We start from the raw sequence: 26,616 nt of genomic DNA on the forward strand, positions 1-26,616 counted from the left end.
ACCGCCCGTCTCCATCCGAGCACCAAGCCTAATCCCATCGGCGACCGGGTGCGGCCGTCCGACCCGGGAGGATACCGTTATTCCCATGCAGTTCTATGCCACCACCCCGCGTCACGATCTCACATACTCGGACGTCTTCCTGGTGCCGTCGCGCTCGGACGTGACGAGCCGTCTCGACGTCTCGCTCGCACCGAAGGACGGAACGGGCGCGACCATCCCGATCGTGTCGGCGAACATGAACTCGGTGACGGGCAAGCGGCTGGCCGCGACCCTCGCCCGGCGGGGCGGCCTGGGAGTGCTGCCGCAAGACATGCACCTGCAGGATCTCGACGAGGCGATCCGCTGGGTCAAGGCGCAGCCGGTCGCGTTCGACACCCCGTATTCCGCATTCCCGCACGAGACGGCCGCCGACGTGCTCCGCCGGGTGCCGCCAGTCGAGGGGCACGGCGTCGTGGTGAGCGACGACGACGGCCGCTACCTCGGCTGCCTCGCCGCCGCGCAGCTCGGATCGGCGCTGCCCGACGCGCGCATAGGCGACCTCCTGCACGGCGCGCTGACCTCGCTGGAGGCGGAGGACCTCCCCGACGGCCGGGCGGCGTTCGACGTGATGGAGGCCGCGGGCCTCTCGTTCGCGCCAGTTCTCGACCACGGTCGCGTCGTCGGCACGCTGAGCCGCACCAGCGCCCTGCGCTCCACGATCTACGCGCCGGCGCTCGACGCGCACGGCCGGCTGCGCGTCGCGGCCGCTATCGGCATCAACGGCGACGTCGCCGCCAAGGCGAAGGCGCTCGCCGCCGCCGGCGTCGACGTGTTGGTGCTCGACACGGCGCACGGCGACCAGGACGGCATGCGCAGGGCCATCCACACTGTCAAGAGGCTCGGCCTCGGGCTGCCGATCGTCGCGGGCAACGTGGTGACGGAGCAGGCCGTGCGCGACCTCGTCGCCGCCGGGGCGGACATCCTCAAGGTCGGTGTCGGTCCCGGCGCGATGTGCACGACGCGCATGATGACGGCGGTCGGCCGCCCCCAGTTCTCCGCCGTGCTCGAGACGAGCGCGACCGCCCGCGAGCTCGGCGCCCACGTCTGGGCCGACGGAGGCGTGCGCTACCCGCGCGACGTCGCGCTCGCGCTCGCCGCGGGCGGCGCCTCGGTGATGATCGGCTCCTGGTTCGCCGGAACGATCGAGGCGCCGGGCGGCCTCGTCGCCGACGAGCGCGGGGCGCTCTACAAGGAGAGCTGGGGCATGGCCTCCACCAAGGCGGTCAAGGGCCGATTCGAGCGGCTCGATCCTTTCGATCAGGCGCGCAAGACGCTGTTCGCCGAGGGCATCTCGAGCTCGCGCATCTACCTCGACCCGCTGCGCCCGTCCGTGGAGGACCTCCTCGACATGATCACTACGGGGCTTCGCAGCTCGTTCACCTATGCGGGTGCCCGCACGCTGGCCGAGTTCCACGACCGCGCGCTGGTCGGCATCCAGTCCGCCGCCGGCTACGAGGAAGGCAAGGCCCTCCCCGTGAGCTGGTGACGACCGTCCCCGACCCCGCCGAGGCGGCGGATTGTCCGCCTTCTCGACAGTTCTTGGTCGATTCTGCGCCCCCCTCGCCGGGGACTCAGGAGCCGTTGCCCGACTGGCCGCCGAAGCCGTCGCCGGATTGGCCGGACTGGCCGCCTGAGCCGTTGCCGGGCTGGCCGCCGAAGCCGTTGCCGGATTGGCCGCCGAAGCCGTTGCCGTTGCCTCCGAACTGACGCGGGGTGAAATTCTGGTTGGTGCCGAAGCCCGGGCGCGTGCCGCCATCGACGGCGTGGGCGGTGAAGTAGCCGGCGAAGAACACGACGACGAGGATCGCCACGGCACCGACCGCGAGCGCCGTGTTCTGCGCCCAGGCGGGCCAGCGGCGCAGGACGCTGCCGGTGGCGGCCGGCTTCGTCGGGCGCGTGGCCGAGCTCTGCGGGGCGTACTGCGGCTGCGGTGCCTGCGCGTATTGCGGCTGCTGCGGGTACTGCGGCGCCGGCTGCCAGGACTGACCGGGGTTCGGGGCTGTGGTGCTCATGGGTGGATTCCTCTCCGGTGGGCTTCTGCCGTGAGGATGCCGTCGCTCGCTTCGGGCGCCCTATGGCGAGTCGATGCGCGGGCTGGGAATCGCTCGGCCCCTGCGAGATCCGGGTATTGCACGGGCCCCGCCGCTATACTGGCTCGCGAAATGGACGACCCTCCTTCTGCCAGCCCATTCCATCCGATGAGCGCCCCCGAGCGGTGTGATCGCAATGCTCTCTGAATGGATCATGCTGGGGGTCGGGCTCCTGCTCACGATCGGCACCGGCCTCTTCGTGGCCAGCGAGTTCGCTCTGGTCAATCTCGACAGGGGCGATCTGGAGGCCAGGCGCGCTCGCGGGGAGTCGCGGCTGACCATGACGATCGCGGCGCTGAAGATCACGTCGACGCACCTCTCGAGCGCCCAGCTCGGAATCACGCTGACCACGCTGCTCACCGGCTACACGATGGAGCCCGCGCTGAGCACACTCCTGCACGGTCCGCTCACCGCTCTCGGTCTGCCGGACGGCGCTGTCGTCCCGATCGCCTCTGTGGTCGCGATCGCCGTCGCGACACTGCTGTCGATGATCCTCGGCGAGCTCGTGCCCAAGAACTTCGCGCTGGCCCTCCCACTGGCGACGGCCAAGCTGGTCATCCCGTTCCAGACGCTCTTCACGACCGTCTTCCGCCCGTTCGTCTTCATCCTCAACGGCACCGCGAACGGCTTCCTCCGGATGCTGGGCATCGAGCCCAAGGAGGAGCTGTCGGCCGCCCGCACCGCCGACGAGCTCTCGTCGCTGGTCCGCCGTTCGGCGAGTGCGGGTCTGCTCGAGGCGGACACCGCCACGCTGCTGAGCCGCACGCTCGCGTTCGCGTCGCGCACGGCCTCCGACGTCATGACGCCGCGACCCCGTGTGGAGGCGGTCAAGCGCACCGACCCCGCTCAGACGGTCATCGGCCTGGCGCGCAGCACCGGCTACTCCCGGTTCCCCGTCGTGGACGAGGACGTGGACGACGTCGTCGGGTTCGTACACGTCAAACAGGCGGTGGCCGTTCCTCGACAGCGCCGGGCTCGCGTCCCGGTGTCGGCTCTGCAGACGGAAGCGCTGCGAGTGCCTGAGACCATGAGCCTCGACACACTGCTCGGCGAGCTTCGTGGCCGGGGTTATCAGATGGCGGTCGTCGTCGACGAGTACGGCGGCACTTCCGGCATCGCCACTCTGGAGGATCTCGTGGAGGAGATCGTCGGGGAGGTCGCCGACGAGCACGACCGCACGCGGGCCGGCGTGGTCCGCGGTCGCGACTCCATCACCTTTCCCGGCATCCTGCGCCCAGACGAATTGCAGGAGCAGGCCGGCGTGACCGTGCCGGAGGACGGCCCCTACGAGACGGTCGCCGGCTTCGTCATGAACGAGCTCGGGCGCCTGCCGAAGGTCGGCGACGAGGTTCCGATCGAAGGCGGCACGCTCCGTGTCGAGCGGCTGGACGGGCGCAGAGTCGACAGGATCCGGTACACGCCCGACCCGGAGCAACCGGCGCCGGGAGGTGGCTCATGAGCGACTGGGCCGGCATCGCCTGGCTGGTGGTGCTCCTCTTCGTGAACGCGTTCTTCGTCGCCGCCGAGTTCGCGGTCATCTCTGCCCGCCGCTCGCAGATCGAGCCGCTCGCCGAACGCGGCAAGCGCAGCGCAAAGACCGCGCTCTACGCCATGGAGCACGCGACGCTCATGCTCGCGACGACACAGCTCGGAATCACGGTGTGCTCGCTGCTGATCCTGAACGTCTCCGAGCCGGCGATCCACCACCTGCTCGAGGTTCCCCTCGCCGCCACAGGCTGGTCGGAGGACGTGATCGGCACGATCGCGTTCATCGTCGCCCTGGTCGTGGTGTCGTTCCTGCACGTCGTCTTCGGCGAAATGGTGCCGAAGAACATCTCCTTCTCGATGCCGGATCGAGCCGCGCTGCTCCTCGCGCCTCCGCTCGTGGGAATCGGCCGGGCGGTGCGGCCGATCATCGTGGCCCTGAACGCGTCCGCGAACAGCGTGCTCCGTCTGTTCCGCGTGGAGCCGAAGGACGAGGCCGCGAGCACCTTCACCCTCGACGAGGTCGCGACCATCGTGAACCAGTCCACGCGCGAGGGTGTGCTGACCGACCGCACTGGCGCGCTCACGGCAGCGTTCGAGTTCACGGCGAAGAAGGTGCGCGACGCCATGGTCAAGCCCGAGACGCTCGTCTCGCTGCCGCCTGCGCCGACGCCGGCAGACGTCGAGAAGGCGGTGGCGAAGCACGGGTTCTCGCGGTACGTCGTTCCGGATGCCGACGGCGAGCCGACCGGGTACCTCCATCTCAAAGACGTGCTCGACCTGGAGGAGACCGGGTTCGACCTCCCGGTGCCCGCCAAGCGGGTACGTCGGCTGGTGACCGTGTTCGTCGACAGTGATCTGGAGGACGCGCTGGCGAGCATGCGCCGCACCGGCAGCCACCTGGCGCGCGCCGTGGACGAGGAGGGCATCACCGCCGGCGTGCTGTTCCTCGAGGACATCATCGAGGAGCTCGTGGGCGAGGTGCAGGACGCCACCCGGCGCAGGTGACACGACTGCCGGATCGGCCCGATCCGCGGGGCGACCCGGCGGGTTGCCGGCCTGTCAGTCGGTCAGGCCGAGGAAGTCGTGCAGGGACGTCGTGCGGTCCCACGTCTTTCCGTTCGCGACGATGGTGGGGGTCGAGAACCCCGACCGGCCGTTCTGCGTCGTCTTCGCCCGAGGATCGGCGGCGATCCGAGCGGTCTGCTCCGCCACCCATCCGGCGAACGTCTCCTCGCGGATGCAGGTGTCCACCGAGTCCTCGCGGATGCCCTCGTTGTGCAGCACCTCGAGGATCTCGTCCGTCGAGAGACCTGGTCCGCCTTCGTCCGCCTGGTGGGCGTACATCGCGGCCTGGGCGGAGAGGAACCGGTCCGGCGCTCGGTCGGCGAAGCACGCAGCTGCGTTCGCCGACCGGGTCGAGTATGCGGTCGAGTACTGGTGGTCGAGGATGGCGACCGGGAAGATCTCGAGCGTCGCTTTGCCCGCGGCGACCTGCCGGAGCAGGGCGTCCGAGTACTGGGATTCGAACGACTTGCAGGCCGGGCAGGTCCAGTCGATGAACGTCTGCACGTGGAGCCGTTCGTCGTCAGCGTCCCAGGCGGTCGTCGACGGGTCCGCGCCGGGACGGAGCGCAGCCGAGGGCGTGACCCTCACCTCGCCGTCCACGCCGGTGAAGATGATCGAGTCCGACGCCATGTTGCGGGGGCCGGCCGACGGGGCCGCCTTGGGCTGCAGCGCCACGATGGCGAACACCACGCCGATCACCGCCAGGCTGGCGATGAGGGGGAGGAGCACCTTGCGTCTCCGAGCCCGTCGCTCCTGGGCATCCGAGCCTCTCGCGCGGCTTCGCGCGCCTCTGCGATCCGTACCTGTTTCACCGATTTCTCCGCCACGTCGTGAAATGTAGCGTATCGATCTGAGTCTCGGCTTGCAGGAGGCCGGGGTAGACCGATCGGTCCAGGGGGCCGCGCCGCCTGCGGAGGAGTACCATGCCGCGCGGAACGAAGTGGAGAAATTCTCATGTTATCGTCGAGCAAGACATACTCCGTCCTCCCCGCATCGGACCTGTCGCGCGCCACAGCGTGGTTCCGCGACAAGCTCGAGCTCGAGCCGGAGGACGTGAGCGACCAGGGAGTCCGCTACCGCACGGGTGGTGACTCCTGGATCTACATCTACGAGACCACCAATGCCGGCACCGCGCAGAACACCGCGATGTGCTGGCTGGTGGACGACATCGCCGCGGAGATGGAGCACCTGCGCGGCAGGGGCGTCGTCTTCGCGGACTACGACTTCCCCGGCCTCACGACCGAGAACGGAGTCGCTACTGATGACCAGGGCAAGTCGGCCTGGTTTCAGGACAGCGAAGGCAACTACCTCTGCCTGACGCAGCCCAACGCGCCCATGTAGTCACGTGCGCCACTGGGCCCGCAGATACTGCGGAGGCCAGTAGTCGATCGTGACGCCGAGCTCATGAGCGGCCCGCAGTGGAAAATGCGGGTCGCGCAGGAGTTCGCGCGCCAGCATCACGGCGTCCGCGCTGCAGTTCTCGACGATGTCGGATGCCTGCTGCGGCGTGGTGATCAGACCGACGGCGCTCACATCCACCTCGGCCGAGCTGCGGACGTGCTCGGCGAAGGGCACCTGGTACCCGGGTTCGAGAGGGATGCGCACGCCCGTCTGGATGCCGCCGGACGAGATGTCGAAGAAGTCGGCCCCGGCCTCCTGCGCCCACCCGGCGACGGTGGCGGTCTGCTGCTCGTCCCAACCTCCCGGAGTCCAGTCGCTGCCGGAGAACCGCACGAACAGCGGGATGCCGTCGCCGACCTCTGCGCGCAGGGTCGACACGATCCGCAGCAGCAGCCGCGCCCGGTTCTCGAGCGATCCGCCGTACTCGTCGGTGCGGTGGTTGGCGACGGGGGAGAGGAACTGGTGCAGCAGATAGCCGTGCGCCGCGTGCAGTTCGAGGACGCGGAAGCCGACGTCGATCGAGCGTCGCGCCGCCGAGCGGAAGTCGTCGACGACCGCATCAATGCCCGCGAGGTCGAGCTCGGCGGGCGCCGCGAGGTCGCCGAACGCGACGGCCGAGGGCGCGACGGTCGTCCAGCCGCCCTCCTCGACGGGAACGGAGCCGTGGAGGTCTTCGAAGCCCCACGCCGGCCAGCTGGAGGCCTTGCGGCCCGCGTGCGCGAGTTGGATGCCCGGGATGGCGCCCTGCTCTGCGATGAACGCCACGATCGGTCGCCAGGCCGCCGCCTGCTCGTCCGTCCAGATGCCGGTGTCGCGGAGCGAGATCCGGCCCTCGGGATTGACGGAGGTCGCCTCCGTGAACACGATGCCGCTGCCGCCGACCGCGAGCGAGCCGAGGTGCACGAGCTGCCAGGTCTGCGGCACGCCCGACTCGTCGAGCACGGAGTACTGGCACATCGGCGAGGCCCAGATGCGGTTGCGCACGGTGACGTCGCGCAGGGCGATCGGGTCGAAGAGGGAGGTCATATGAGTGCGCGATTCCACATCAGTCTCAAGGCTCCAGCGTCTCCAGATATGCCCGGAGGTCCGCGGCCGACGTATAGACGTGCCCGGCGATCCCGAGCGCCTGGGCGCTCTCCACGTTCTCGGCCTTGTTGTCGATGAACACGGTCTGCTCGGGAGTCACGCCGAGCTCGGCCATGACGTGCTCGAAGATCTCGGGGCTCGGCTTGACGGTTCCCAGCTCGCCGCTGACGAACACCTGCTCGAACAGGTCGCCGAGCGTGCCGTGCCGGAAATAGGACCCGAAGTCGCGCCCGGCGTTCGAGAGCAGGGCGAGGCGTGTGCCTCCCGCCTTCAGATCGAGGAGGACCTGCAGGGTGTCGTGGTCGATGGTCAGCCAGCTGCGGAAGTCGGCCAGCCACAGCCGGTGGATGGTCGCGTCCTCCCAGCTCTCGCCGAGTTCGCGCTCGATGCCGCGCCAGTACTGCTGAATCGTCAGCGTGCCCTGGTCGAGCGCGTTGCGGTGCCGCCAGTAGGCCGGCCAGAACTGCTCGGCGTCGCCGCCGGCGATCCCCACCAGGGCCGTGCGGTCCGACGCGCTCGGAACGACCGAGATGACCTCGCCGTAATCGAAGACGACCACTGTTCCGGGGATGGAGATGCTCATCTGTTGAATCTATCGTGGGCGCAGGAGGTTCAATGGACGACAACCGCGAGCGGCCGGAGCCGACGGCCTGGGCGGCCGGCGACGCGCGGAGCTGGATCGCCGTGCCGACGGAGGGGGACGACAAGTACGCACGCGGCGTGCTCGGCATGGTCACCGGGTCGGCGCGCTACCCGGGTGCCGCCGTGCTCGGCGCCGAGGCGGCGGCGCGAACCGGCGTCGGGATGGTGCGCTACCTCGGACCGCCGCACGCGGCGGAGGAGGTGCTGCGCCGCCGTCCCGAGATCGTCGCCGCGCCCGGCCGGGTGCAGGCCTGGCTCATCGGCTCGGGGATGTCGGCGGACGACCGCAGCGACGACGACGCCCGCCGGCTGAGAGTCGCCCTGGACGACGGCACGCCCCTCGTCATCGACGCGGGCGCCCTCGACCTGGTGACGCGGGCGACGGGGCCGGTGATCATCACGCCGCACTACCGCGAGCTTGCCGTGGCCCTCGCTGCGGCAGGCGGGGACGTCCCGACTCCGGAGGCGGAGGAGATCCGCGCCGATCCGGGTGGGTGGGCCGAGCGTGCGGCCTCCGCACTGGGCGTGACGGTGCTCCTCAAGGGGCACACCACCCACGTCGTCGCCCCGGGCCGCCCGCGCATCACCGTCACAGCGGGGCCCGCGTGGCTCGCGACCGCCGGCAGCGGCGACGTGCTCGGCGGCATGCTCGGCGCCCTAGTCGCCACGCACGCCGACGCGGTGAGCGAGCGCGGCCACGACGCGCTGGCGGCGCTCGCCGCGACCGCGGCCTGGGTGCACGGCCGGGCGGGCGAGAGCGCGTCGCAGGGCGGTCCCGTGGTGGCGCTCGACGTGGCGGAGGCCGTGCCCGGCGTGCTGCGGCAGCTGCTCGCCGGAAGCTGAGCGACCTCGCACACGGCGGAGCCCGAGGCGTCGGTTCCGGTTCGGGCGCGTCCCCTAGGATTAGGCCCATGGGGATTGACACCGCGGGGACGAGCGCTGCAGGAAGCGACCCGGGCGCGGCCTCCGGAGCGGGTGCAGCCTCAGGAGCGGGTGCAGCCTCCGGCGTTCGGGGTCCGGCGAACGTCGCTGCTCGGCACGACGGCGCGCGGGCCATTGCCGGGCTCCTCCCCGGCACCACCCTCAGCCGCGTGGCGTCCAGCCCGCTGAGTCTGTGGATCGCGTTCCTGGTCGTCCACCTCATCATCGGCGCACTGGCCCTCATCCAGGGCAAGGGTCTCGGCGACGTGATGTGGGTCTACAAGCCGTGGGCGCAGCTCGCCGCGCAGGGCACCGAGATCGTCGGCGTCAACGCGGACTGGGTGTACCCCTTCGCCGCGATCGTGCCAGTGATGCTCCCGCTGCTGTTCGGGGCGGACAACTACGTCGGCGGCTGGCTGACGATGGTCATGCTCCTGAACGCCGCCGCCTTCGCCGTCGTCATCGTCGGCCGGGAGCCGCGTCGACTCGTCGCCGGCTGGTGGTGGTTGGCGTTCATGCTCCTCCTCGGCCCCATCGCCGTCGGCCGGCTCGACTCCGTCTCGGCAGCCCTCGCCATCATCGGGGTGCTCTGGCTGACCCTCCACGAGCGCGCCGCGGTGGTGGTGCTCACGGTCGCGACCTGGATCAAGGTGTGGCCGGCCGCCATCCTGCTGGCCGCGGTGGTCGGGTTGAGGTCGCGCTGGCGGATCGTCGCGACCGCGGCCGTCACGAGCGCCATCATCGTCGCCGTCCCGTTGATCTTCGGCGCGGGCCTCCACGTGCTCAGCTTCATCACGATGCAGACCGGGCGCGGAATCCAGATCGAGGCGCCGGTGGCGACGTTCTGGATGTGGCAGGCCGCGTTCCACGTGCCGGGCGCCGTCGTCTATTTCGACCTCGACCTGCTCACGTTCCAGGTCACCGGCGAGGGCACGGTGGCGGCCGGTTCGCTGATGAACCCGCTGTTCGGTCTCACGGCCGTCGTGGTCGCTCTGATCGGCATCCGCTCGCTGCGGCGAGGGACGCCGTACACGCGCATCCTGCCGGAGCTGTCGCTGGCACTGGTGACGGCATTCATCGCGTTCAACAAGGTCGGCTCGCCGCAGTACATCACCTGGCTCGCCGCTCCGGTCATCATCGGCCTGGTCTACCAGGGCCGCGGATTCAAGACGCCGTCGGTCCTCGTGCTCGTCGCCGCCGCCCTCACCCAGGTCATCTACCCGTACCTCTACTCCGGGTTGCTCATCCCGCTGCCGATCTTGGTGGCGGTGCTCACCGCGCGCAATCTCATGTACTTCGTCATCCTGGGCTGGACGATCGGCGCGCTCGGGCGCAAGCGCCACGCGGACGAGGCCGCGGGCGACCTGCTGCCCGCGCACGCCTGGCCGTTCCGCGCGGCGCCCGATGCGCACCCGGTGCCGGTGCGCGAGGCCGGCTGAGGGGTAGCGCCGAACGGCGACCCTCCTAGACTGGCTGGTGAGCCCGGGCATCCCGGGTGCCGGACGAAGGAGGACACATGCTGGTCGCATTCTCGGTGGTGCCGAGCGGGGGCGAAGGGCCGGGCGCGTCCGTGCACGACGCGGTGGCGGCGGCGGTGCGCATCGTCCGGGAGTCCGGCCTCCCGAATCGGACGTCATCGATGTTCACAGAGGTCGAGGGCGAGTGGGATGAGGTGTTCAACGTCATCCGCCGGGCCACGGAGGCGGTCGGTGCCTATGGTTCGCGGGTCTCGCTCGTGCTGAAGGCCGACATCCGTCCCGGCTACAGCGGCGAGATCGACGGCAAGGTCGAGCGACTGGAGGCGGCGCTGGGGCGGGGCGAGGCGCAGTAGTGGATCCGGTCGCGCTGACGATCGGCTACTACCTGCTGGTGTACGGCTGGCCGATTTACCTGCCCGTGCTCGTGCTGATCGCCGGCACACTCTTCGGGGCGGTGCTGGTCGCGGTCGTCGGGGCGATCCGCACCGGATTCCGTCCCGCCGAACCGGTCGACGACGACGTGGACGTGGCCGAGTTCTTCGAGACCCAGTCCGCCCAGTCCTCCCAGCCCCGCACGCCGCACCCGCACCCGCACTGACGCCACGCGAACGCCACGCGAACGGAGCTCGAGGGGCACGTTGTTGCCCCTTTCGCACGCCCGAAAGGGACAACAACGTGCCCCTCGGCGGCGGAGATGGACCGGCGTGTCAGTCGATCGGGACGGGGTCGGGGCGCTGGGCGTGCACGACGCCGGTGTCCGCGCTGCGGCGGAGGCGGGAGCGGTCGATCCCGAACGACACGAGCGCGAGCACGATGCCGGCCACGGCCAGCACCACGCCCACGAGGACCGGCGACAGGTAGCCGAACCCGGCCGCGATCGTGAGCCCGCCGAGGAAAGCGCCTGAGGCGTTCGCGATGTTGAGCGCGGAGTGGTTGAGCGCTGCGGCGATCGACTGGCTGTCGTGCGCGACATCCATCAGCCGGGTCTGGATCATCGGCGAGAGCGCCGACGCGGCGGCGGCGATGACGAAGATCGAGATCAGCAGGCCCGCCAGACTCCAGGCGGTGAAGAACAGTGCGGCGAGGCCGGCGAGCATCACGCCGAAGAACAGCAGCATCCCGCGCTCGACGCCGCGGTCGGCCTGGCGTCCGCCGAGGATGTTGCCGACAGTCATGCCGACGCCGACAAGGATCAGCACCAGCGGGACCACGGAGGCCGCCAAGCCCGTGACCGTGGTCACCATGGGGGCGACGTAGGTGTAGACGGCGAAGAAGCCGCCGAAGCCGATCGCGCCGATGAGCAGCGCCAGCCAGACCTGCAGCCGCGTGAACGCCCTGAGCTCGTTGCGCAGTGTGGCCGTGGCGTCGCCCGCCTGCCACGGCACCAGCAGGGCGACGGCGGCGAAGGTCAGAGCGAAGATCGCCGCGACGACCAGGTAGGCGATGCGCCAGTCGTGGGTCTGCCCGATCCAGGTGATGAAGGGCACGCCGATGACGTTGGCGATCGTGAGACCGGAGAGCACGAACGCGACGCCCTGGCCGCGCTTGCCCGGACCCATCAGCGACGCGGCCACGAGGGAGGCGATGCCGAAGTAGGCGCCGTGGGGCAACGCCGAGACGAACCGGGCGAGAATCACCAGTTGGAACGTGGGCGCGAGCGCCGAGGCCACGGTTCCGAGCGTGAACGCCACCAGCAGCCAGAGCAACAGCTTCTTGCGCGGCCAGCGCGCGGCAACTGCCGCGATCGTCGGCGCTCCGACGACGACGCCGAGCGCGTATGCCGAGATGATCCAGCCAGCCTGCGCGTTCGCCGCGGTGGGGGAGGTCGCATACAGCTGCGGCAGCAGGTCGTGGGCGATGTTGGGCAGCAGGCCCATGGCGACGAACTCCGTGGAGCCGATGCCGAAGCCGCCGAGGGCGAGAGCGAGCAACGCAAGACGAGTACGGGCCGACGACAACTGCGTCGGCCCGTCGATGACCGGGTTCACCCGGGCAGTCTATCGAATCGTTTCGACGGTGACGTTTCAATCGCGGTACGTGTCGCAGCGGGGACGCAACACGCCGCGACGAACGTCCCGAAACGGCGTGTTGCGACCCCCCTTTTTTGCTCAGGTGGGGACGCGCGTCAGTCGTTCTGCAGCAGGATGCCGTCTTGGATGGCGCGCTTGCGCAGCGCCACCTTCGTGCCGACGTCGTAGCCGGCCACGCGGTATTTCTCACGGATGCGCTTGAGGTAACTCTTGGCGGTCTCGTCCGAGATCCCGAGCTGGAACGCCACGGCCTTGACCGGCTCACCTGCGCCGTAGAGCGCCATCACGCGGCGCTCCTGCGCGCTGAGCTTCGGCGCGCCGCCGAGCTCGCCGGCGTTGAGCGCCAGGTCGAGTTCCGCAGAGATGAAGGACTCGCCCTTGCTCGCGGCGCGGATGGCCTCCACGATCATCTCGGCGTCCTCGGTCTTGACCAGGTAGCCGAGCGCGCCGGCCGCCAGGGCCTCGCGCACGACGGCCGGTTCGGAGTAGGTGCTCATCAGCACCGTGCGCACGCCCGTCGTCTTCAGCGTCGACAGCTTGAGCGAGATCGGGATGTTGTCTTTGAGGTCGAGGTCGAGAAGCACGACGTCGACGGGGAACTCGGGGTTGGTCAGCAGCTCGGGCCAGCTGGCGACGGCCGCGACCATGCGGATGTCGTCCGCAGCGCCGCGAATCCACTCGGTGAGGGCGCCGAGCAGCATCTTGTGATCGTCGACGATCGCGATCCTGATGGGGGGAGCCTCGCTCATGAGCAGCCTTTCTTCCTATGGGTGGCCGGCTGGGTCAGGTCAGTTCGGCCGTTGTGTCGCTCACGGTGGTGATCTCGATGCGGAGCGCGGAGTCGGAGAATGACTCGGCGTGGCGTCCCACCCTACGGATAGCTTGCCATGCGGCAGGGTCCACCCCGTTTCGCGGCACACCGGTGGTCGTGATCACGATCGCCATTGTGGCACCGGTGGCGACGGCCGAGCCTGCCGCCACCTGCGGCCCGGCGGCGCGCTCGATATCGAGGCTGAGGGTACGCGCCTGGCCGGCTCCGGATCGGACCGGGTCACTGATCAGCAGCCACACCGCGGTGAGCAGGCCGTCGCGCTGGTCTCGGGTGAGCCCGGCGGCGAGCCCGTCGGGGTCGGTCAGGGTGACGGTCGGGCCGAGCAGCGCCGACTCGGTCACCGCGTGGTACAGCCAGGTCTCCGTGCGGCCCTGGATGAGATGCAGCCGCAGCTCGGTGGCGATGCTGGCGGCGGCGTCGGCGGTGGCCTCGTCGAGCGGGAGGGCGGTGCGGCCGGTCGCGACGCCGTCGAGGAGTCGCTCGGCCGCCAGGTCGAGACGGGCGAGCTCCTCCGAAGCCATCATCCCGACGGCGTAGCCCGGTGACGACACAGTGCTCTGCACCTGGACGAGGTCGAGCTCCAACTGCACCAGGGTGCTGAGCGAGCGCACGATCTGGATGCCGACCAGGGGAGGCGCGATCGCGATGGCCACGGTGGCGGCCCCGGGGCCGAGCATCTGGAGGTCGCCCAGCGACCGGAGCAGGAGAACCGTCGCCAGCACGACCCCGAGCACCACCGCGGCGATGACGACGTCGCGGGCGAGCCGCACCGGCACGCAGAGCAGCAGCGCGGGACCGACGGCCGCCGCGGCCGTGAGCGGGATCCAGGCCTCCGAGGTCGAGGTGCCGAGGATGTCGAGCACCACGACGCCCGCCCAGAGGACCAGCGCCATGGCGAACAGCCAGTTCGGCAGGAGGTCGGGCAGCCGAAACCGCAGGACGAGCGCCGTCACCAGCGTCACCAGCAGCACGCCCCAGGAAGCCAGGGTGAACGCGAGGGCCGGGTACTCCGGCGCGGTAATCACCATGATCGCGAACAGGAAGGCGATGAGCGCGACGGACGCGACGTTGAAGCCGAGGTCGAGGCGGGCGCGGCCGAGCGCGTCGCGCTCCTGCCGTCCGCGGGGGAGGGCTGCCGAGCCCACCGTTGCCGACCGGCGGGAGCCGAGCAGTCCGCGGGACATCGGGATGGTGCGGTCGTCCGGGCTCACTTGGGCACCTCCAGCACCACCGTCGTCCCGCTGCCGGGCGACGAGAACAGTCGGGCGTTGCCTCCGACGTCGCGCAGGCGGGCGACGATGGACTCGGTGAAGCCGAGGCGGCCCTCCTCGATGCTCGTGACGTCGAAGCCCTTTCCAGCGTCGGTGACCATCGCGCGCACCGTCGTCTCGTCGTCGGTGATGGTGACGTGGGCTTCGTTGACGCCGGAGTGCCTGCGTACGTTCTCGAGGCACTCGCCGAGGGCGAGCAGGAACGAATCGAGCACGTCGCTCGGTAGCAGCACCTGGCCGGAGCCGTGCCAGTTGACCTCGAGCCCCATCCTCCGGAAGCGCTGCTTGACCGACTCCAGCGTGTTGCCGAGCGTCGACTCCTCGACCGGTTTGAGGCGGTAGTCGCCCGAGCGCGTCGGGTCGGGCGTGAAGCCGAGGCGCAGCTGGCGTAGCAGCGCGGCGTCCTCGGCGGCCTGCTCGCGGAGGGCGCCGACGCTGACGCCGACGCCGGAGTGGGCGAGCAGGGTGAGCGTGGCGAGCACCGTGTCGTGCAGAAGGCGGGCGCCCTGCCTGCGTCGCGCCTCGGTCTCGCTGGCCTGTCGCTCGACGCGGTAGGCGCGGCTCATCGTGGAGATGCGCTTGAGCGCGCGTGGCACGGTACGGGCCAGCCAGACGCCGGTGGCAGTGAGGGCTACCCAGCCCGCGAAGATGAAGATCAGGACCTCGACGAGATGCGATCCGGTGACGACCAGGGTCGTCACGCTCGCGGCGAGTGTCACGGCACCCGCGAGGACCGCCAGCAGGGTGCGGCGCCGGGAGGTCGGCGCCAGCAACGACACGCAGGCGACCCCCACGGCGCCGACCACACCGACCGTGGTGATTTCCGACGGGCCGAGCTGCGCCTTCGGCAGCAGGTTCAGCAGGATGATGCCGACTCCCGCGATGGCGATCACGCACATCCAGACCGTCAGACGGGCGAGCGTGGCCAGCTGGAACTGGGCCACTCCCATGCAGGCGAGCAAGACGAGCGACGCGATGTACAGGGGCAGAGGGATGGTGCCGGATACGCTCAAGGTCAACAGCGTCGTCGCCGTGGCGGTGAGGCCGACGGTGCGGGCGGTGGTGGCGAGAAGCCGATCACGCTCCTTCTGGATGCGCGACATGCCTCTCCGTTCCCCTCAGGCCGCGAGCAGCCTCCTCAGCTGCTCGGTGATCGCGTCGTCTTCGATCAGGAACGCGTCGTGACCGAAGTCGGAGCGGATCACCACCGGAACTCTACCGTCGATCGTCTCCGGGAGGTGAGAGGCGATGAGCTCCTGTCCCTCCACGGGGAACAGCCGGTCGCTGTCGACGCCGACCACGAGTGTGCGGGCGGTGACGCGGGCGAGCGCCGCGGCCAGCCCGCCGCGTCCGCGACCGACATCGTGGGAGTTCATGGCCTCCACGAGGGTGAGGTAGCTGTTCGCGTCGAAGCGGCGCGTGAACTTGTTGCCGTGGAAGTCGAGATACGACTCGACGGCGAACCGGCCGCCTCCGCCGAGCGGGCTCATCTCGCTCTGCCACGCGCGCTCGAACCGCTCGTTGAGCTCGGACGGGCTGCGGTAGTTGAGCAGAGCCATCCGGCGAGCGAGTGCCAGGCCGCGGTGCGGGCCCTCGCCGTCCTTCTCGTCGTAGTAGTGGCCGCCGCGAAAGAGCGGGTCGGTGCGCACCGCCTCGATCTGCACCGAGTTGAGTGCGATCTGGTCGGCGGTCGAGAACGGGGGAGCGGCGATCACGGCCAGCCGCTCGACACGGTCGGGGAACGAGACAGCCCACTCCAGCGACTGCATCCCGCCCATCGAACCGCCGATCACGGCGGCCCAGCGCCCGACGCCGATCGCGTCGGCGAACGCGGCCTGCGCGTTCACCTGGTCGCGGATGGTGGTGGACGGGAACCGCGGACCCCACTCGGCGCCATCGGGCGCAATGGAGGCGGGACCGGTGGTGCCCTGGCAGCCGCCGAGCATGTTGGGGGCGACGACGAACCAGCGGTCGGTGTCGATCGCCTTGCCTGGGCCGATGACGCCCTGCCACCAGCCGGGTGTGGGGTGCCCGGCACCGGAGGCGCCGACGACGTGACTGTCGCCGGTGAGGGCGTGCAGCACCAGGACGGCGTTGTCGGCCTCCGGCGAGAGCTCGCCCCAGGTCTCGTAGGCGACGCGCACGAACGGGAGGCTCTCGCCGCTCTCGAACGCGAAGGCGCCGATGCCGGCGAACCGCCGCGACCCCTCGGGGTCGGACTCCTTCCATGCTCCGCTCGCCGGAGGCTTGCCCAGCAGTGATCGCGCCTGAGCCTCCGTGATGAAGCTCGAAGGTGCTGTGTCCGCCGAGGTCTGCCACTCCATGAGTTCATTCTCCCGGAGCCGGGAGGTCGTCGGTGCTGTGTTACGGGAGGGGGATCATGGGGCGTCTCGGTCGGGGCGCCCGCTGTTCTCACCGGTGCGATCGTCGCCCTCGTGATGCTCCCGTGTCCGCCGCTCCCGCGCCTGCTGCGTCTGCTCGTTCAGGTAGTTGACGATCGTCGCGCTCGCCGTTCCCACGATGGCGACCCCGCCGATCATCAGCACGACCGCCAGCAGCCGCCCTGTCACGGTCACCGGGTAGTAATCGCCGTAGCCGACGGTCGCCATCGTGACGCACGCCCACCAGATCGAGTCTCCGAACGAGTGGATGTTCGACCCTGGCGCGTAGTGCTCCACCTGGAACACTGCCAGCGAGATGACGTAGATGAACATCACCACGAAGGTGCCGGCGATGATGACGATCCGTCGCCGCAGGTGGCTGCCGGAGTTGCCGCGCAGGCTCGGCATCCGGAACAGGTCGACGATCAGCCGGAACGGGCGGGCGATGGGGATCAGCACCGAGAGCAGGTCGACGACGTTGTGGTGGACGAAGCTGCGCTTGTTCGCCGCAAGCTGGAGTCGCACGACGTAGTCGACGAAGAATGCCACCCAGATGAGCGCGAGCAATACGGTGAGAAGTCCGTAAATGCCCTGAGTCAGCTGCGGATCCAGCACGAGCCAGGAATAGACGACGAGGAACACCACGCTCGCGACGATGCCCGGCCACACCGTGGCCGCCTCCCAGCGCTGGCGTTTCGCGTCGTCCGCCATGTCAGCCCTTGACCTGGAGGGGCCCCTTGGCGAAGCGGTAGGAGGCCGCCTGGGCGACCGGCTTCACCACGATCAGGTCGAGGTCGACATGCCGGGGCAGCTCCAGAGCGTGCACGATCGTCTCCGCGATGTCCTCCGCGGTCAGCGGCTCCGGCACGTCCTCGTAGACCGCGTCGCGACGTTCCTGGTCGCCGTCGAACCGCACGAGCGAGAACTCCTCGGTGGCGACCATCCCCGGCGCCACCTCGACGACGCGGATGGGCTCGCCGTTCAGCTCCAGTCGCAGCACCTCCGTGAGCGCGTGCTCGGCGAACTTGGCGGCGTTGTAACCTCCGCCGCCCACGTACGCGGTGTGGCCGGCGATCGACGTGATGGTCAGGATGTCGGCGTGGCCGGAGCTTCGCGCGCCGTCGCGCAGCAACGGCAGCAGCGCGCTGATCACGCGCTTGGTGCCGATGACGTTGATCTCGAACATCCAGGTCCAATCGTCGACGCTGGAGGCCTCGACCGAGTCGAGCCCCTTGGCCCCGCCGGCGTTGTTGACGAGGGCGTGGATCGGGCCGGTCGCGGCGAGGTGGTCGCGCAGCGCGTCGACGTCCTCCTGACGAGTCAGGTCGGCGGCGAAGACGTCGGCACCGGTCTCTGCGGCGAGCTCGAAGAGGCGGTCCTGGCGGCGGGCGACGCCCACGACATCCCAGCCCCGCTCGCGGAACAGGCGGACCGTCGCCGCTCCGATTCCCGAACTCGCTCCTGTCACGACCACACGTCTGCTGCTCATGCTGCCTATTCTCACGGGTTACGGCATGTTTCGGCAGCGTTGCCCGCGCGCAGCCGCATGTCTAGCGTGTTACCGACCACCGAACGGTGCTCACCCGAACAAGGAGCGAAAGCCATGACCGACGCCGCCGACTGGCAGTTCGAGACCAAGCAGATCCACAGCGGCGCCGCGCCCGACCCGGTGACCAACGCGCGCGCCACGCCGATCTACCAGACCACCTCCTACGTGTTCAACAACGCGGAGCACGCCAAGAACCTGTTCGCGCTCGCCGAGTTCGGCAACATCTACACCCGCATCCAGAACCCGACCCAGGCGGTCGTCGAGGAGCGCGTCGCCGCGCTCGAAGGGGGCACCGGCGCCCTCCTCGTCGCGTCGGGCCAGGCTGCGTCGACGTTCGCCGTGCTGAACATCGCCCAGGCCGGAGACCACATCGTCTCGTCGAGCTCCATCTACGGCGGCACCTACAACCTGTTCAAGTACACGCTCGCCAAGCTCGGCATCGAGACCACCTTCGTCGAGAACCAGGACGACGCAGACGAGTGGCGTCGCGCGGTCCGCCCGAACACCAAGCTGTTCTTCGCCGAGACCATCGGCAACCCCAAGATCAACATCCTGGACATCGCGCTCGTCGCGGACATCGCGCACGAGTCCGGTGTCCCGCTGCTGGTGGACAACACCATCGCGACGCCGTACCTCATCCGCCCGTTCGAGCACGGCGCCGACATCGTCGTCCACTCCGCCACCAAGTTCCTCGGAGGCCACGGCACGGTCATCGGCGGCATCGTCGTCGACGGCGGAAAGTTCGAGTGGTCCAAGAATGCCGAGAAGTTCCCCGGCCTCACCCAGCCGGACCCGTCGTACCACGGCGCCGTCTACACCTCAGCGGTCGGCGACGGCCTCGCCTACATCATCAAGGCGCGCGTGCAACTGCTGCGCGACTTCGGTGCGGCGATCGCCCCCGCAAGCGCCTGGCAGCTCATCCAGGGCATCGAGACCCTGTCGCTGCGCGTGGAGCGCCACACGCAGAACGCGCAGGAGATCGCGGAGTTCCTGGAGGCGCACCCCGACGTCGCCACGGTCAACTACTCCGGCCTGCCCACCAGCCCCTGGTATGCCGCTGCCAACCGGTACGCCCCGAAGGGCGTCGGCGCGGTGCTCTCGTTCGAGCTCAAGGGCGGCGTGGACGCCGGCGCGGCGCTCGTCGACAACCTGTCGCTGTTCAGCCACCTGGCGAACATCGGCGACGTGCGCAGCCTCGTCATCCACCCGGCGTCGACCACGCACTCCCAGCTGACCCCTGAGCAGCAGCTCACCGCCGGCGTCACGCCCGGCCTGGTGCGCCTCTCGGTCGGCCTCGAGAACATCGACGACCTGAAGGCCGACCTCTCGGCCGGCCTAGCGGCCGCCCGCGCCGTAGTGGAGGCCGCCCGCATCTAACGCAGCCCGTCATCGAAACGTGAGTCGTTGCGGGTTCCGGCCCTCGGAAACCCGCAACGACTCACGTTTCGACGATGTCTGGTTCGCCTACGGCCAGGTCTACGCACTGGCGCAGCAGCGCGATGGCCTCGCGCGCGTCGGCGGCCGTGAAGTCTTGGCGCTCGCCCGCGCGGTCGCGCACGGCGCGGTCGAGCAGGTCCGCGTGCTCCGGCCAGCGCTCGGCGGCGCTACGGGCCGCGGCGGTCTTCGACAGGATGCGCCCCGACTTCATCGTCTCCACGAGCCGGATCGGCCCGAGGGCCAGCCAGCGGACCGTCTCCGAGCGCACGGCGTCGCCCGGTTCGCAGTCGGCGAGCTCGGCCTCCGCCGTGTCGCCCACCGGCGCCCAGAAGTCGATGAGGTCGTCGCGCGATCGGTCAACGACCCGCATCGCGGCGTCCGGGTGCCGGTCGGAGGTCGGTGTCCAGATCACATCGCCTCCGTCGGCGATGCCCTGCACCCCGTCCTCCAGTTGGCGCCAGGTCGCCCAGCTCAGCCGGCCGCCGGCGAGAGCGGTGAGGAGCACACCCTCCACGACCTGCGGCGCGGTCTCGACCTGATCGGGGCCGCGCGCGATCTCCGACTCCGTCAGGTAGACGCCGTCGATGCGCGGCGTCGACTCCGCGTGGAGGGTGGCGAGCGCAGGGAGGTCGTCCTTCGGATCGCGGGTGACGACGAATACCACGTCGATGTCGCTGACGCCGTCGTGCCAGTCGTCGGTGGCCGCCGAGCCGGTGACGACGGCGCGGCTGACCAGGCCGGGCGCGATGCGCCGCTGTTCGAGGAGGAACCGGGTGAGTGCCTCGCCGACCTGCGGCGGTAGTGGAGCGTCCATGATTCCCCCTGTCTCGTCCTCTCAGACGGTCGGCGCCTCCGCGTCGGCGAATGCCAGGCGCGGCACGAAGAAGAGCAGCACTGCGGCCACGAGCGCGCCGAGGCCGCAGATGGTCCAGACCAGCATGTAGCCGAACAGGCTCGCCGCGGTAGCGGTGACGGTGGCGGCGCCGGTGAGCAGCACCACCCCGAAGACGGCGGAGGCGAACGAGCCGCCGATCGTCTTGGTCGTATTCGTCATGGCCGTGGCGACCCCCGTCTGGCCGCGCGGCGCCGCGGCGGCTGCCGCGGCCGGCAAAGCGCCCACGAGCGCGCCGGAGCCGATGCCGGCGATCGCCATGTTCACGAACACCTGCCACGCCTGAAGGTGGAAGGGCAGGAACATCAGGTAGCCGATCGCGACCAGGAACGCTGCGGCGATCAGCGTCACGCGCGGGGTCAGCCACGACGACACCAGCGGGAACAGCACAGCACCGACGATCATCGAGATGAGGTACGCGCCGATCAGGATGCTGCGCTGGCCGGCGCTGAGGCCCAGGCCGTACCCGTTCACGGGATCCGTCCCGGCGTAGGTGCTGAGCGGCGCCTGCGCTCCCAGCAGACTGATCCCGATGAGACCGGCCGTGAGCTGCACCGGCCACATGTTCGGCCGGCGCATCACGCGGAGGTCGATGGCGGGATCCTTCTGCGTGAGCTCCCAGCGCCCGAACGGCACGAACGCGAGCACCCCGAGCACGATGAGCGCCCACACCCACCAGGTGCCCACCCCGTCGATGCGAAGGAAGGTCAGGCCGGACGTGATGAGCAGCAGCGCCAGCGTCAGCAGCTGGAAGCCGACTCCGTCGAGGGTGCGGCCGCGCACCGGGTCGGACTCGGGCACGCCGAACAGGATCGCGAAGAACACGAGGGTGACCGCTGCGGCGGGCACCATGAGCGTGAGCGCGACGTTCTGCCCCAACGCCTCGAAGAGCAGGCCGGCCCCGATCGCACCGACGATGGCCCCGACCTCCAGCGCCACCACCAGCAGGCCGGCCGCGCGACGGGTACGCGAGGCGGCCGTGCCGGCGCGCCGGCCGCGATCGAAGATCAGCGCGATCTCCAAGGGCAGCCACACCACGTAGAAGCCCTGCAGCGCGAACGCGAGGAGGTACGTCGGGAAGTCGTGGGAGAACGCGAGCGCCCAGCTGGCGAGCGCGGTGAGCACCGTCGCGATCAGCAGGATGCGCTTGTGGCCGACCATGTCGCCGAGCTTGGCGAGCACCGGGACGACCAGCGCCGAGACCAGCAGCTGGGCCGCTTCGAACCAGTTGTAGTCGGCGTCGTGGATGCCCAGGTGCTTGACGATGTCGGAGATCAGCGGCACGTAGTAGCCTTGCAGGATGCCGCTGGTCAGCTCGACCAGCGCGAGCCAGCCGATGAGCGCGGCCGTCGCGCCGATCGCGGTGGACGCCCGACGCTGGGCGACCATCTTCTCCGATGTCATGCGCGGATGCTAACACCTGTCGCGCCCTTGTACGGTAGAGGCGTGGCCAGCGAATTCGACGATTCACGTACAGACGTTCTCGCGGAGACCGAACGGGAGGTCCTGGGCTGGCTCGAGTTCGGCGAGGCGTCCCGTCATCTCGCCGGAGAGGTCGTCGAGTCCGGCTTCGAGCCCGATCTGGTCGTGGCCATCGCGCGTGGCGGGCTGCTGCTCGCCGGCGCCATCTCGTACGCCCTCGGCATCAAGGCGTGCGGCGCGCTCAACGTGGAGTTCTCCACCGGCGTCGACTCCCGACTCCCCGAGCCGGTGGTGCTGCCGCCGATGCTCGACTCCGCCGCCCTCGATGCCAAGAAGGTGCTGCTCGTCGACGACGTGTCCGACTCCGGGCGCACTCTCGCGCTGGTGGTCGACCTGGTCGCGGCGTCCGGTGCCGAGGTGCGCACCGTGTGCCTTTATTCCAAGCCCCGCGCCGTGCTCGAGCCCGACTTCGTCTGGCGCCGCACCGACCGCTGGATCACATTTCCCTGGTCGGCACTCCCGCCCGTCACCGCGGCCACGCACTGACCGCCGTGGCGAAGTCGCTCGCGGAGCTCGCCGCCGACGGCTCGATGGATCCGGGGTGGGCAGAGGCGCTCGCCCCTGTCTCCGGCCGGATCGCCGCGATGGGCGACTTCCTTCGCGCGGAGGTCGCGGCCGGGAGGCCGTATCTGCCGTCCGGGGACAACGTGCTCCGGGCGTTCCGGGCGCCGCTCTCCGATGTGCGGGTGCTCATCGTCGGGCAGGACCCGTACCCGACGCCCGGGCACCCGATCGGCCTCTCCTTCGCGGTGGAGCGCCACGTGCGACCGATCCCGCGCAGCCTCCAGAACATCTACCGCGAACTGCGCGACGATCTCGGCGTCGTGCCGCCGCAGCACGGCGACCTGAGCGCGTGGTCGAGCAACGGCGTGATGCTGCTCAACAGGGTGCTGACCGTGCGGCCGGGCGCTCCGGCCTCCCACCGCGGTGTCGGCTGGGAGCCGATCACCGAGCACGCCATCCGCGCGCTCGTGGCGCGCGGACGCCCGTTCGTGAGCATCCTGTGGGGGAGGGACGCCTCCACGCTCAAGCCGATGCTGGACGGCAACCCGGTGATCGAGTCGCCGCACCCGAGCCCGTTGTCGGCCTCCCGGGGGTTCTTCGGGTCGCGACCGTTCTCGCGGACGAACGCGATGCTGAAGCAGGCGGGTGAAAAGCCGGTCGAATGGTCTCTAGATTGACTTGAGCTGGCATCATGCCTCTGATACTGCAATGTATCATCGCCGGATGACCACGCCGCAACCGAAGTCGGTCGTAAGGCCTGAAATCCAGCTCTTGCGCGCCATCGCTGTGATGGCGGTCGTGTGCAACCATTTCTGGCCAGGCGGAGTGACCGGTGGGTATGTCGGCGTCGATGTCTTCTTCGTCGTGAGCGGATTCCTCATCACGTCGCACTTGCTGCGCGAGTTGCAGGGGACTGGAAGGATCCGGCTGGCACGGTTCTGGGGACGCCGGATTCGCCGGCTGCTTCCCGCGGCATTCCTCGTGCTCATCGTGTGCTTCGTGCTGACGATGACCTTCGTGCCAGTCTCTGGCCGGACGGAGGGCCTTCGCCAGATCGTGGCGAGCGCCCTCTACGTGCAGAACTGGGTACTGGTCGCAGACTCTGTGGACTACTTCCGTGCCGGCGCTTCGGCCACGACCGTTCAACATTTCTGGTCTCTGTCCGTCGAGGAGCAGTTCTACATCCTTTGGCCCATCCTCCTGCTCCTGGGGTGGTGGTGGTCTCGCGCCTCTCTGAAGAAGGTGCTCGTGGCGATGACGGTGATCGGTCTCGCGTCGCTGGCTCTATCGATCTGGCAGTCCTTCGGCCCGACCCCGAGCGTCGCCTACTTCTCGACAGCGACGCGGGTATGGGAGTTCTGCGCCGGTGGCCTTCTCGCTGTCATCCCGGGGCTTCGGCAGGGGATGCTCGCGGAGCGGTACGTGAAGGTCCGCATCGTCAGCGGACTCCTCGGGGTCGTCCTCATCGCTTTCGCGGTGTTCAGGTTCGACATGTTCACGCCCTTCCCTGGATACGCCGCGCTCCTGCCGGTCGTCGGCGCGATCCTCGTGCTCATCGGAGGCAGCCCGCGAACTTTCTGGTCCGTCGGCGGCGCCGCGAGAGTGAGGCCCGTCCGGTACATCGGCGACATCTCGTACTCGCTCTACCTCTGGCATTGGCCCCTCATCCTCATCGCGCCGGTGGTCATGCTCCCGTTCGGAGAGAGGGTGGACAACACCGTCAAACTCATCGTCCTCCTGATCTCGCTCGCGCTTGCGGCGGCGACAAAGTACCTCGTCGAGGATCGTTTCCGTGCGTCTCGCGGGAATCCTCGGCTGCTGCGCACGTTCCTGCTGCCAGTGATCGGGGCAGCGACCGCCATCGTCATGGCCGTCGGAGCGAACGTCTTCGTGATCGCCCCGGCGGCCGAGGCGAGCCAGAAGCTGGTGAGCCAACTCCGGGACTCCGGATGTTGGGGGGCGCAGGCCATCGCCAACGACTGCGCCGAACCGTTCGGGCCGGCTCCGACGATCGACGGCTCGTTCGCGTACGCTGACAGGATCAGAGTGTGCGATCCGGCGGTGACCCACGCGCCGCCGTCCGGCTCGTCCGCGTCCTGCGACTACGGCACCGGCCGCGACGTGATCGCGGTGGTCGGCGACTCCCACTCCCAGATCATGGTCACTGCAGTGGCGGCGTGGGCTGTGCCCCGAGGCTTCACTGTGCGTCTCTTCGCCGACGGGAGCTGTCCCCTGTTCGGAGTTGCGGCGTTGAAGTTCCCCAACCAGGTGTCAGCCGACACGGCACGTACGTCCGCGACGTGGCAGCGGTGTGCACGGTCGTCGGAGAAGACCATGGATGAGCTCGAGCACGACGACGCGGTCCGGGTCGTGATTCCGACCAACGCGACCGCGTCGTATGTCGTCAGAGGCGATCCCGAAGGCGGCGCAGTCACGGTGGGCTCGGTGTCTGCCGCGATGGATGCGATGGAACGGAGGGGGAAGGATGTCGTCGTCATCCGCGACATGCCAGGCATCGCGAGAGGATACTCGGCACCGGAGTGTCTTTCGCTCAACCCGCTGGATCCCGTGGCCTGCAGCGTCCCCCGAAGCGAGGTCTTCCCCGAGCTCGACCCGTTCGTCTCGGTCGCCAGGGAGCGTGGTCTCCCGGTCATCGATGTGACCGACTACATCTGCGACCAGGGGCGCTGCTACGCGGCCGTGGGGGGAACCGTCGCGTATTGGGATCGTGGCCACCTCACCGCATCGATGATCGAATCTCTGACACCGATCATCGGGTCCCGCCTCGATACTGCCATCCGGATCCAGGCGAGTCGGAGTCCGTGACGGTCGAACCGTAACCCGGACGAAACGCGCGACGTAGTCTTGAACGGTGCTGGAAGAGGAATACGAGGCGCGCCGGGTGCTCCCGCGGCATCTGCGCAAGCCGGAGCCCGAGGAGCCGCCGTTCGAGTACAGCCTCCGTGAGGCGCGCCCCGAAGACCTCCCGGACGTGCGCGAGATCTACAACCACTACGTCGCCAACAGCACCGTCACCTTCGACGAGGATACGATGACGCTGAAGGAGTGGAAGGACAAGTTCGCGTACCTCCGCAAGCTCGGCATGCCGTTCATCGTCGCCGAGTCGTCCAGCGGGCAGATCCTCGGATACGCCCTGGTGACGCCGTGGAAGCAGAAGCGCGCCTACCGGTTCACCGTCGAGAACTCGATCTATCTGGGCGCGGCCTCCACGGGCAAGGGCCTCGGCCCTGTGCTCATGCAGGAGCTCATCGACCGATCGAAGGCCGCCGGGCTCAAGGAGATGATCGCGGTCATCGCCGACAAGGGGGCGGAGGCCTCCATCAAGATGCACGAGAACTTCGGCTTCACCGAGATCGGCCGCATGGGACGGGTCGGCTACAAGTTCGAGCGCTGGCTCGGTACGGTACTGATGCAGAAATCCCTCAAGTGAGGCCGAGTCGCCACTAGGGTGTGGTGCGTGACCACCGCCACCCCCGACACCGGCCAGGTCGCCTCCGCCGCGCACGTGGCGCCCGCGAACCTCCCGCTTCGCAAGCGCCCGTTCGACATCGTCTTCGTGGTGATGTTCTCGCTGTTCAGCCTGACCTGCATCATCAGCGACGCCATCCCGGCCCTCGGCATCCCGCAGACGGCCACGACGACCAACATGCTCGCCCAGTGGAACTACACGTACTCGTCGCAGTACGACCCGCTCTACATGCACGAGCCGCTGTGGCTGCGGTTCATCACCGGCACGAGCGCCTTCATCTATCTGCCGTTCTATGTCCTGCTCATCGTCTGCCTGGTAAAGGGCTTCAACTGGATTCAGTTGTTCTCTGTGATCTACGCGACGATGATCATCAGCTTGACGGCCATCCCGATCTTCGGCGTGGAGTTCTTCGGGCCGGTGGGGGAACGCACGCCGAACCCGGTTGTGTTCCTGCTCTACAACGGGCCGTACGTTCTGGTGCCGTTGCTGCTGCTCATCCGGATGCGCAAACCGATGCCGTTCACTAGGAGGTTCTGAG

Annotated in this window: 27 protein-coding genes; 14 read left to right on the forward strand and 13 right to left on the reverse strand. The window is 69.3% G+C overall.

Annotated features, from left to right (window positions below; all coding sequences use genetic code 11):
• The first annotated feature begins 85 nt into the window (after positions 1-85).
• On the forward strand, positions 86-1,525 hold the full coding sequence (locus ACPPVW_RS11785) for a GuaB1 family IMP dehydrogenase-related protein (RefSeq protein ID WP_426623311.1): 1,440 nt from the start codon (positions 86-88) through the stop codon (positions 1,523-1,525).
• Between the two features lie 85 nt (positions 1,526-1,610).
• Here ACPPVW_RS11785 and ACPPVW_RS11790 read toward each other — a convergent pair whose 3' ends face one another.
• Positions 1,611-2,051: a hypothetical protein gene (locus ACPPVW_RS11790; RefSeq protein ID WP_426623312.1), complete on the reverse strand. Its 441-nt coding sequence runs from the start codon at positions 2,049-2,051 to the stop codon at positions 1,611-1,613.
• 214 nt (positions 2,052-2,265) lie between these two features.
• Between ACPPVW_RS11790 and ACPPVW_RS11795 the strand changes: the two genes are divergently transcribed.
• Together ACPPVW_RS11795 and ACPPVW_RS11800 are read left to right on the forward strand one after the other, a co-directional pair.
• A complete protein-coding gene (locus tag ACPPVW_RS11795; protein WP_426623313.1) occupies positions 2,266-3,588 on the forward strand; it encodes a hemolysin family protein in 1,323 nt (440 codons plus the stop codon).
• On the forward strand, positions 3,585-4,622 hold the full coding sequence (locus tag ACPPVW_RS11800; protein WP_426623314.1) for a hemolysin family protein: 1,038 nt from the start codon (positions 3,585-3,587) through the stop codon (positions 4,620-4,622). The genes ACPPVW_RS11795 and ACPPVW_RS11800 overlap by 4 nt, the downstream gene beginning before the upstream one ends.
• A gap of 54 nt (positions 4,623-4,676) precedes the next feature.
• Here ACPPVW_RS11800 and ACPPVW_RS11805 read toward each other — a convergent pair whose 3' ends face one another.
• Positions 4,677-5,411: a DsbA family protein gene (locus tag ACPPVW_RS11805; protein ID WP_426623315.1), complete on the reverse strand. Its 735-nt coding sequence runs from the start codon at positions 5,409-5,411 to the stop codon at positions 4,677-4,679.
• A gap of 225 nt (positions 5,412-5,636) precedes the next feature.
• Between ACPPVW_RS11805 and ACPPVW_RS11810 the strand changes: the two genes are divergently transcribed.
• Positions 5,637-6,023, forward strand: coding sequence for a VOC family protein (locus tag ACPPVW_RS11810; protein WP_426623316.1), 387 nt, complete (start codon positions 5,637-5,639; stop codon positions 6,021-6,023).
• Here ACPPVW_RS11810 and ACPPVW_RS11815 read toward each other — a convergent pair whose 3' ends face one another.
• Together ACPPVW_RS11815 and ACPPVW_RS11820 are read right to left on the reverse strand one after the other, a co-directional pair.
• On the reverse strand, positions 6,024-7,109 hold the full coding sequence (locus tag ACPPVW_RS11815) for an NADH:flavin oxidoreductase/NADH oxidase (protein ID WP_426623317.1): 1,086 nt from the start codon (positions 7,107-7,109) through the stop codon (positions 6,024-6,026). It lies immediately after the preceding gene.
• 25 nt (positions 7,110-7,134) lie between these two features.
• Complete coding sequence (locus tag ACPPVW_RS11820) at positions 7,135-7,752, reverse strand: HAD family hydrolase (RefSeq protein ID WP_426623318.1); 618 nt, start codon at positions 7,750-7,752, stop codon at positions 7,135-7,137.
• A gap of 32 nt (positions 7,753-7,784) precedes the next feature.
• Here ACPPVW_RS11820 and ACPPVW_RS11825 point away from each other — a divergent pair, with 32 nt between their 5' ends.
• The 4 genes from ACPPVW_RS11825 to ACPPVW_RS11840 all read left to right on the forward strand — a co-directional run bounded on the left by ACPPVW_RS11825 (position 7,785) and on the right by ACPPVW_RS11840 (position 10,808).
• Complete coding sequence (locus tag ACPPVW_RS11825) at positions 7,785-8,654, forward strand: ADP-dependent NAD(P)H-hydrate dehydratase (protein WP_426623319.1); 870 nt, start codon at positions 7,785-7,787, stop codon at positions 8,652-8,654.
• A gap of 68 nt (positions 8,655-8,722) precedes the next feature.
• Complete coding sequence (locus ACPPVW_RS11830) at positions 8,723-10,171, forward strand: hypothetical protein (RefSeq protein ID WP_426623320.1); 1,449 nt, start codon at positions 8,723-8,725, stop codon at positions 10,169-10,171.
• A gap of 77 nt (positions 10,172-10,248) precedes the next feature.
• The gene (locus ACPPVW_RS11835; RefSeq protein ID WP_426623321.1) at positions 10,249-10,563 is read left to right on the forward strand and encodes a thiamine-binding protein; all 315 of its coding nucleotides are present in this window, start codon (positions 10,249-10,251) and stop codon (positions 10,561-10,563) included.
• Complete coding sequence (locus tag ACPPVW_RS11840; protein WP_426623322.1) at positions 10,563-10,808, forward strand: hypothetical protein; 246 nt, start codon at positions 10,563-10,565, stop codon at positions 10,806-10,808. Before ACPPVW_RS11835 ends, ACPPVW_RS11840 begins: the two co-directional genes overlap by 1 nt.
• Before the next feature lie 109 nt (positions 10,809-10,917).
• Here the strand turns inward: ACPPVW_RS11840 and ACPPVW_RS11845 are convergent, their stop codons facing one another.
• From ACPPVW_RS11845 to ACPPVW_RS11875, 7 genes are all read right to left on the reverse strand, one after another.
• Positions 10,918-12,198, reverse strand: coding sequence for an MFS transporter (locus ACPPVW_RS11845; RefSeq protein ID WP_426623323.1), 1,281 nt, complete (start codon positions 12,196-12,198; stop codon positions 10,918-10,920).
• Between the two features lie 137 nt (positions 12,199-12,335).
• Positions 12,336-12,989: a response regulator gene (locus tag ACPPVW_RS11850; protein ID WP_426623324.1), complete on the reverse strand. Its 654-nt coding sequence runs from the start codon at positions 12,987-12,989 to the stop codon at positions 12,336-12,338.
• Between the two features lie 34 nt (positions 12,990-13,023).
• Positions 13,024-14,283: a hypothetical protein gene (locus ACPPVW_RS11855; RefSeq protein ID WP_426623325.1), complete on the reverse strand. Its 1,260-nt coding sequence runs from the start codon at positions 14,281-14,283 to the stop codon at positions 13,024-13,026.
• Complete coding sequence (locus tag ACPPVW_RS11860) at positions 14,280-15,446, reverse strand: sensor histidine kinase (protein ID WP_426623326.1); 1,167 nt, start codon at positions 15,444-15,446, stop codon at positions 14,280-14,282. Before ACPPVW_RS11860 ends, ACPPVW_RS11855 begins: the two co-directional genes overlap by 4 nt.
• Before the next feature lie 15 nt (positions 15,447-15,461).
• Positions 15,462-16,667 (reverse strand): homoserine O-acetyltransferase MetX, encoded by a 1,206-nt coding sequence (metX, locus tag ACPPVW_RS11865; RefSeq protein ID WP_426623327.1) that lies wholly within the window; start codon positions 16,665-16,667, stop codon positions 15,462-15,464.
• Between the two features lie 54 nt (positions 16,668-16,721).
• On the reverse strand, positions 16,722-17,435 hold the full coding sequence (locus ACPPVW_RS11870) for a potassium channel family protein (RefSeq protein WP_426623328.1): 714 nt from the start codon (positions 17,433-17,435) through the stop codon (positions 16,722-16,724).
• Position 17,436: 1 nt separating this feature from the next.
• Positions 17,437-18,213 carry an SDR family oxidoreductase gene (locus ACPPVW_RS11875; protein ID WP_426623329.1) on the reverse strand — a complete coding sequence of 259 codons (777 nt, stop codon included), beginning with the start codon at positions 18,211-18,213 and terminating at the stop codon, positions 17,437-17,439.
• 114 nt (positions 18,214-18,327) lie between these two features.
• Between ACPPVW_RS11875 and ACPPVW_RS11880 the strand changes: the two genes are divergently transcribed.
• Positions 18,328-19,650: a bifunctional o-acetylhomoserine/o-acetylserine sulfhydrylase gene (locus ACPPVW_RS11880; RefSeq protein WP_426623330.1), complete on the forward strand. Its 1,323-nt coding sequence runs from the start codon at positions 18,328-18,330 to the stop codon at positions 19,648-19,650.
• Between the two features lie 61 nt (positions 19,651-19,711).
• On the opposite strand, the gene ACPPVW_RS11885 is transcribed toward ACPPVW_RS11880, so the two are convergent.
• Both ACPPVW_RS11885 and ACPPVW_RS11890 read right to left on the reverse strand, forming a co-directional pair.
• On the reverse strand, positions 19,712-20,524 hold the full coding sequence (locus ACPPVW_RS11885; protein WP_426623331.1) for a nucleotidyltransferase domain-containing protein: 813 nt from the start codon (positions 20,522-20,524) through the stop codon (positions 19,712-19,714).
• A 21-nt stretch (positions 20,525-20,545) separates the two neighbouring features.
• Entirely contained in the window at positions 20,546-22,006 is a 1,461-nt protein-coding gene (locus tag ACPPVW_RS11890) for an MFS transporter (RefSeq protein ID WP_426623332.1), read from the reverse strand.
• A gap of 42 nt (positions 22,007-22,048) precedes the next feature.
• On the opposite strand from ACPPVW_RS11890, the gene ACPPVW_RS11895 reads away from it, so the two are divergent.
• The 5 genes from ACPPVW_RS11895 to ACPPVW_RS11915 are packed head-to-tail and all read left to right on the forward strand — an operon-like array spanning position 22,049 to position 26,615.
• Complete coding sequence (locus tag ACPPVW_RS11895) at positions 22,049-22,570, forward strand: phosphoribosyltransferase (protein ID WP_426623333.1); 522 nt, start codon at positions 22,049-22,051, stop codon at positions 22,568-22,570.
• A gap of 5 nt (positions 22,571-22,575) precedes the next feature.
• Complete coding sequence (locus tag ACPPVW_RS11900; protein ID WP_426623334.1) at positions 22,576-23,265, forward strand: uracil-DNA glycosylase; 690 nt, start codon at positions 22,576-22,578, stop codon at positions 23,263-23,265.
• A gap of 46 nt (positions 23,266-23,311) precedes the next feature.
• Positions 23,312-25,414, forward strand: coding sequence for an acyltransferase family protein (locus ACPPVW_RS11905; RefSeq protein WP_426623335.1), 2,103 nt, complete (start codon positions 23,312-23,314; stop codon positions 25,412-25,414).
• A 46-nt stretch (positions 25,415-25,460) separates the two neighbouring features.
• A complete protein-coding gene (locus tag ACPPVW_RS11910) occupies positions 25,461-26,039 on the forward strand; it encodes an N-acetyltransferase family protein (protein WP_426623336.1) in 579 nt (192 codons plus the stop codon).
• Between the two features lie 27 nt (positions 26,040-26,066).
• Entirely contained in the window at positions 26,067-26,615 is a 549-nt protein-coding gene (locus tag ACPPVW_RS11915; RefSeq protein WP_426623337.1) for a DUF2781 domain-containing protein, read from the forward strand.
• Position 26,616 lies beyond the last annotated feature (1 nt).

It is taken from the genome of Leifsonia sp. McL0607, from assembly GCF_049993355.1.
Taxonomy (GTDB): Bacteria; Actinomycetota; Actinomycetes; order Actinomycetales; family Microbacteriaceae; genus Leifsonia.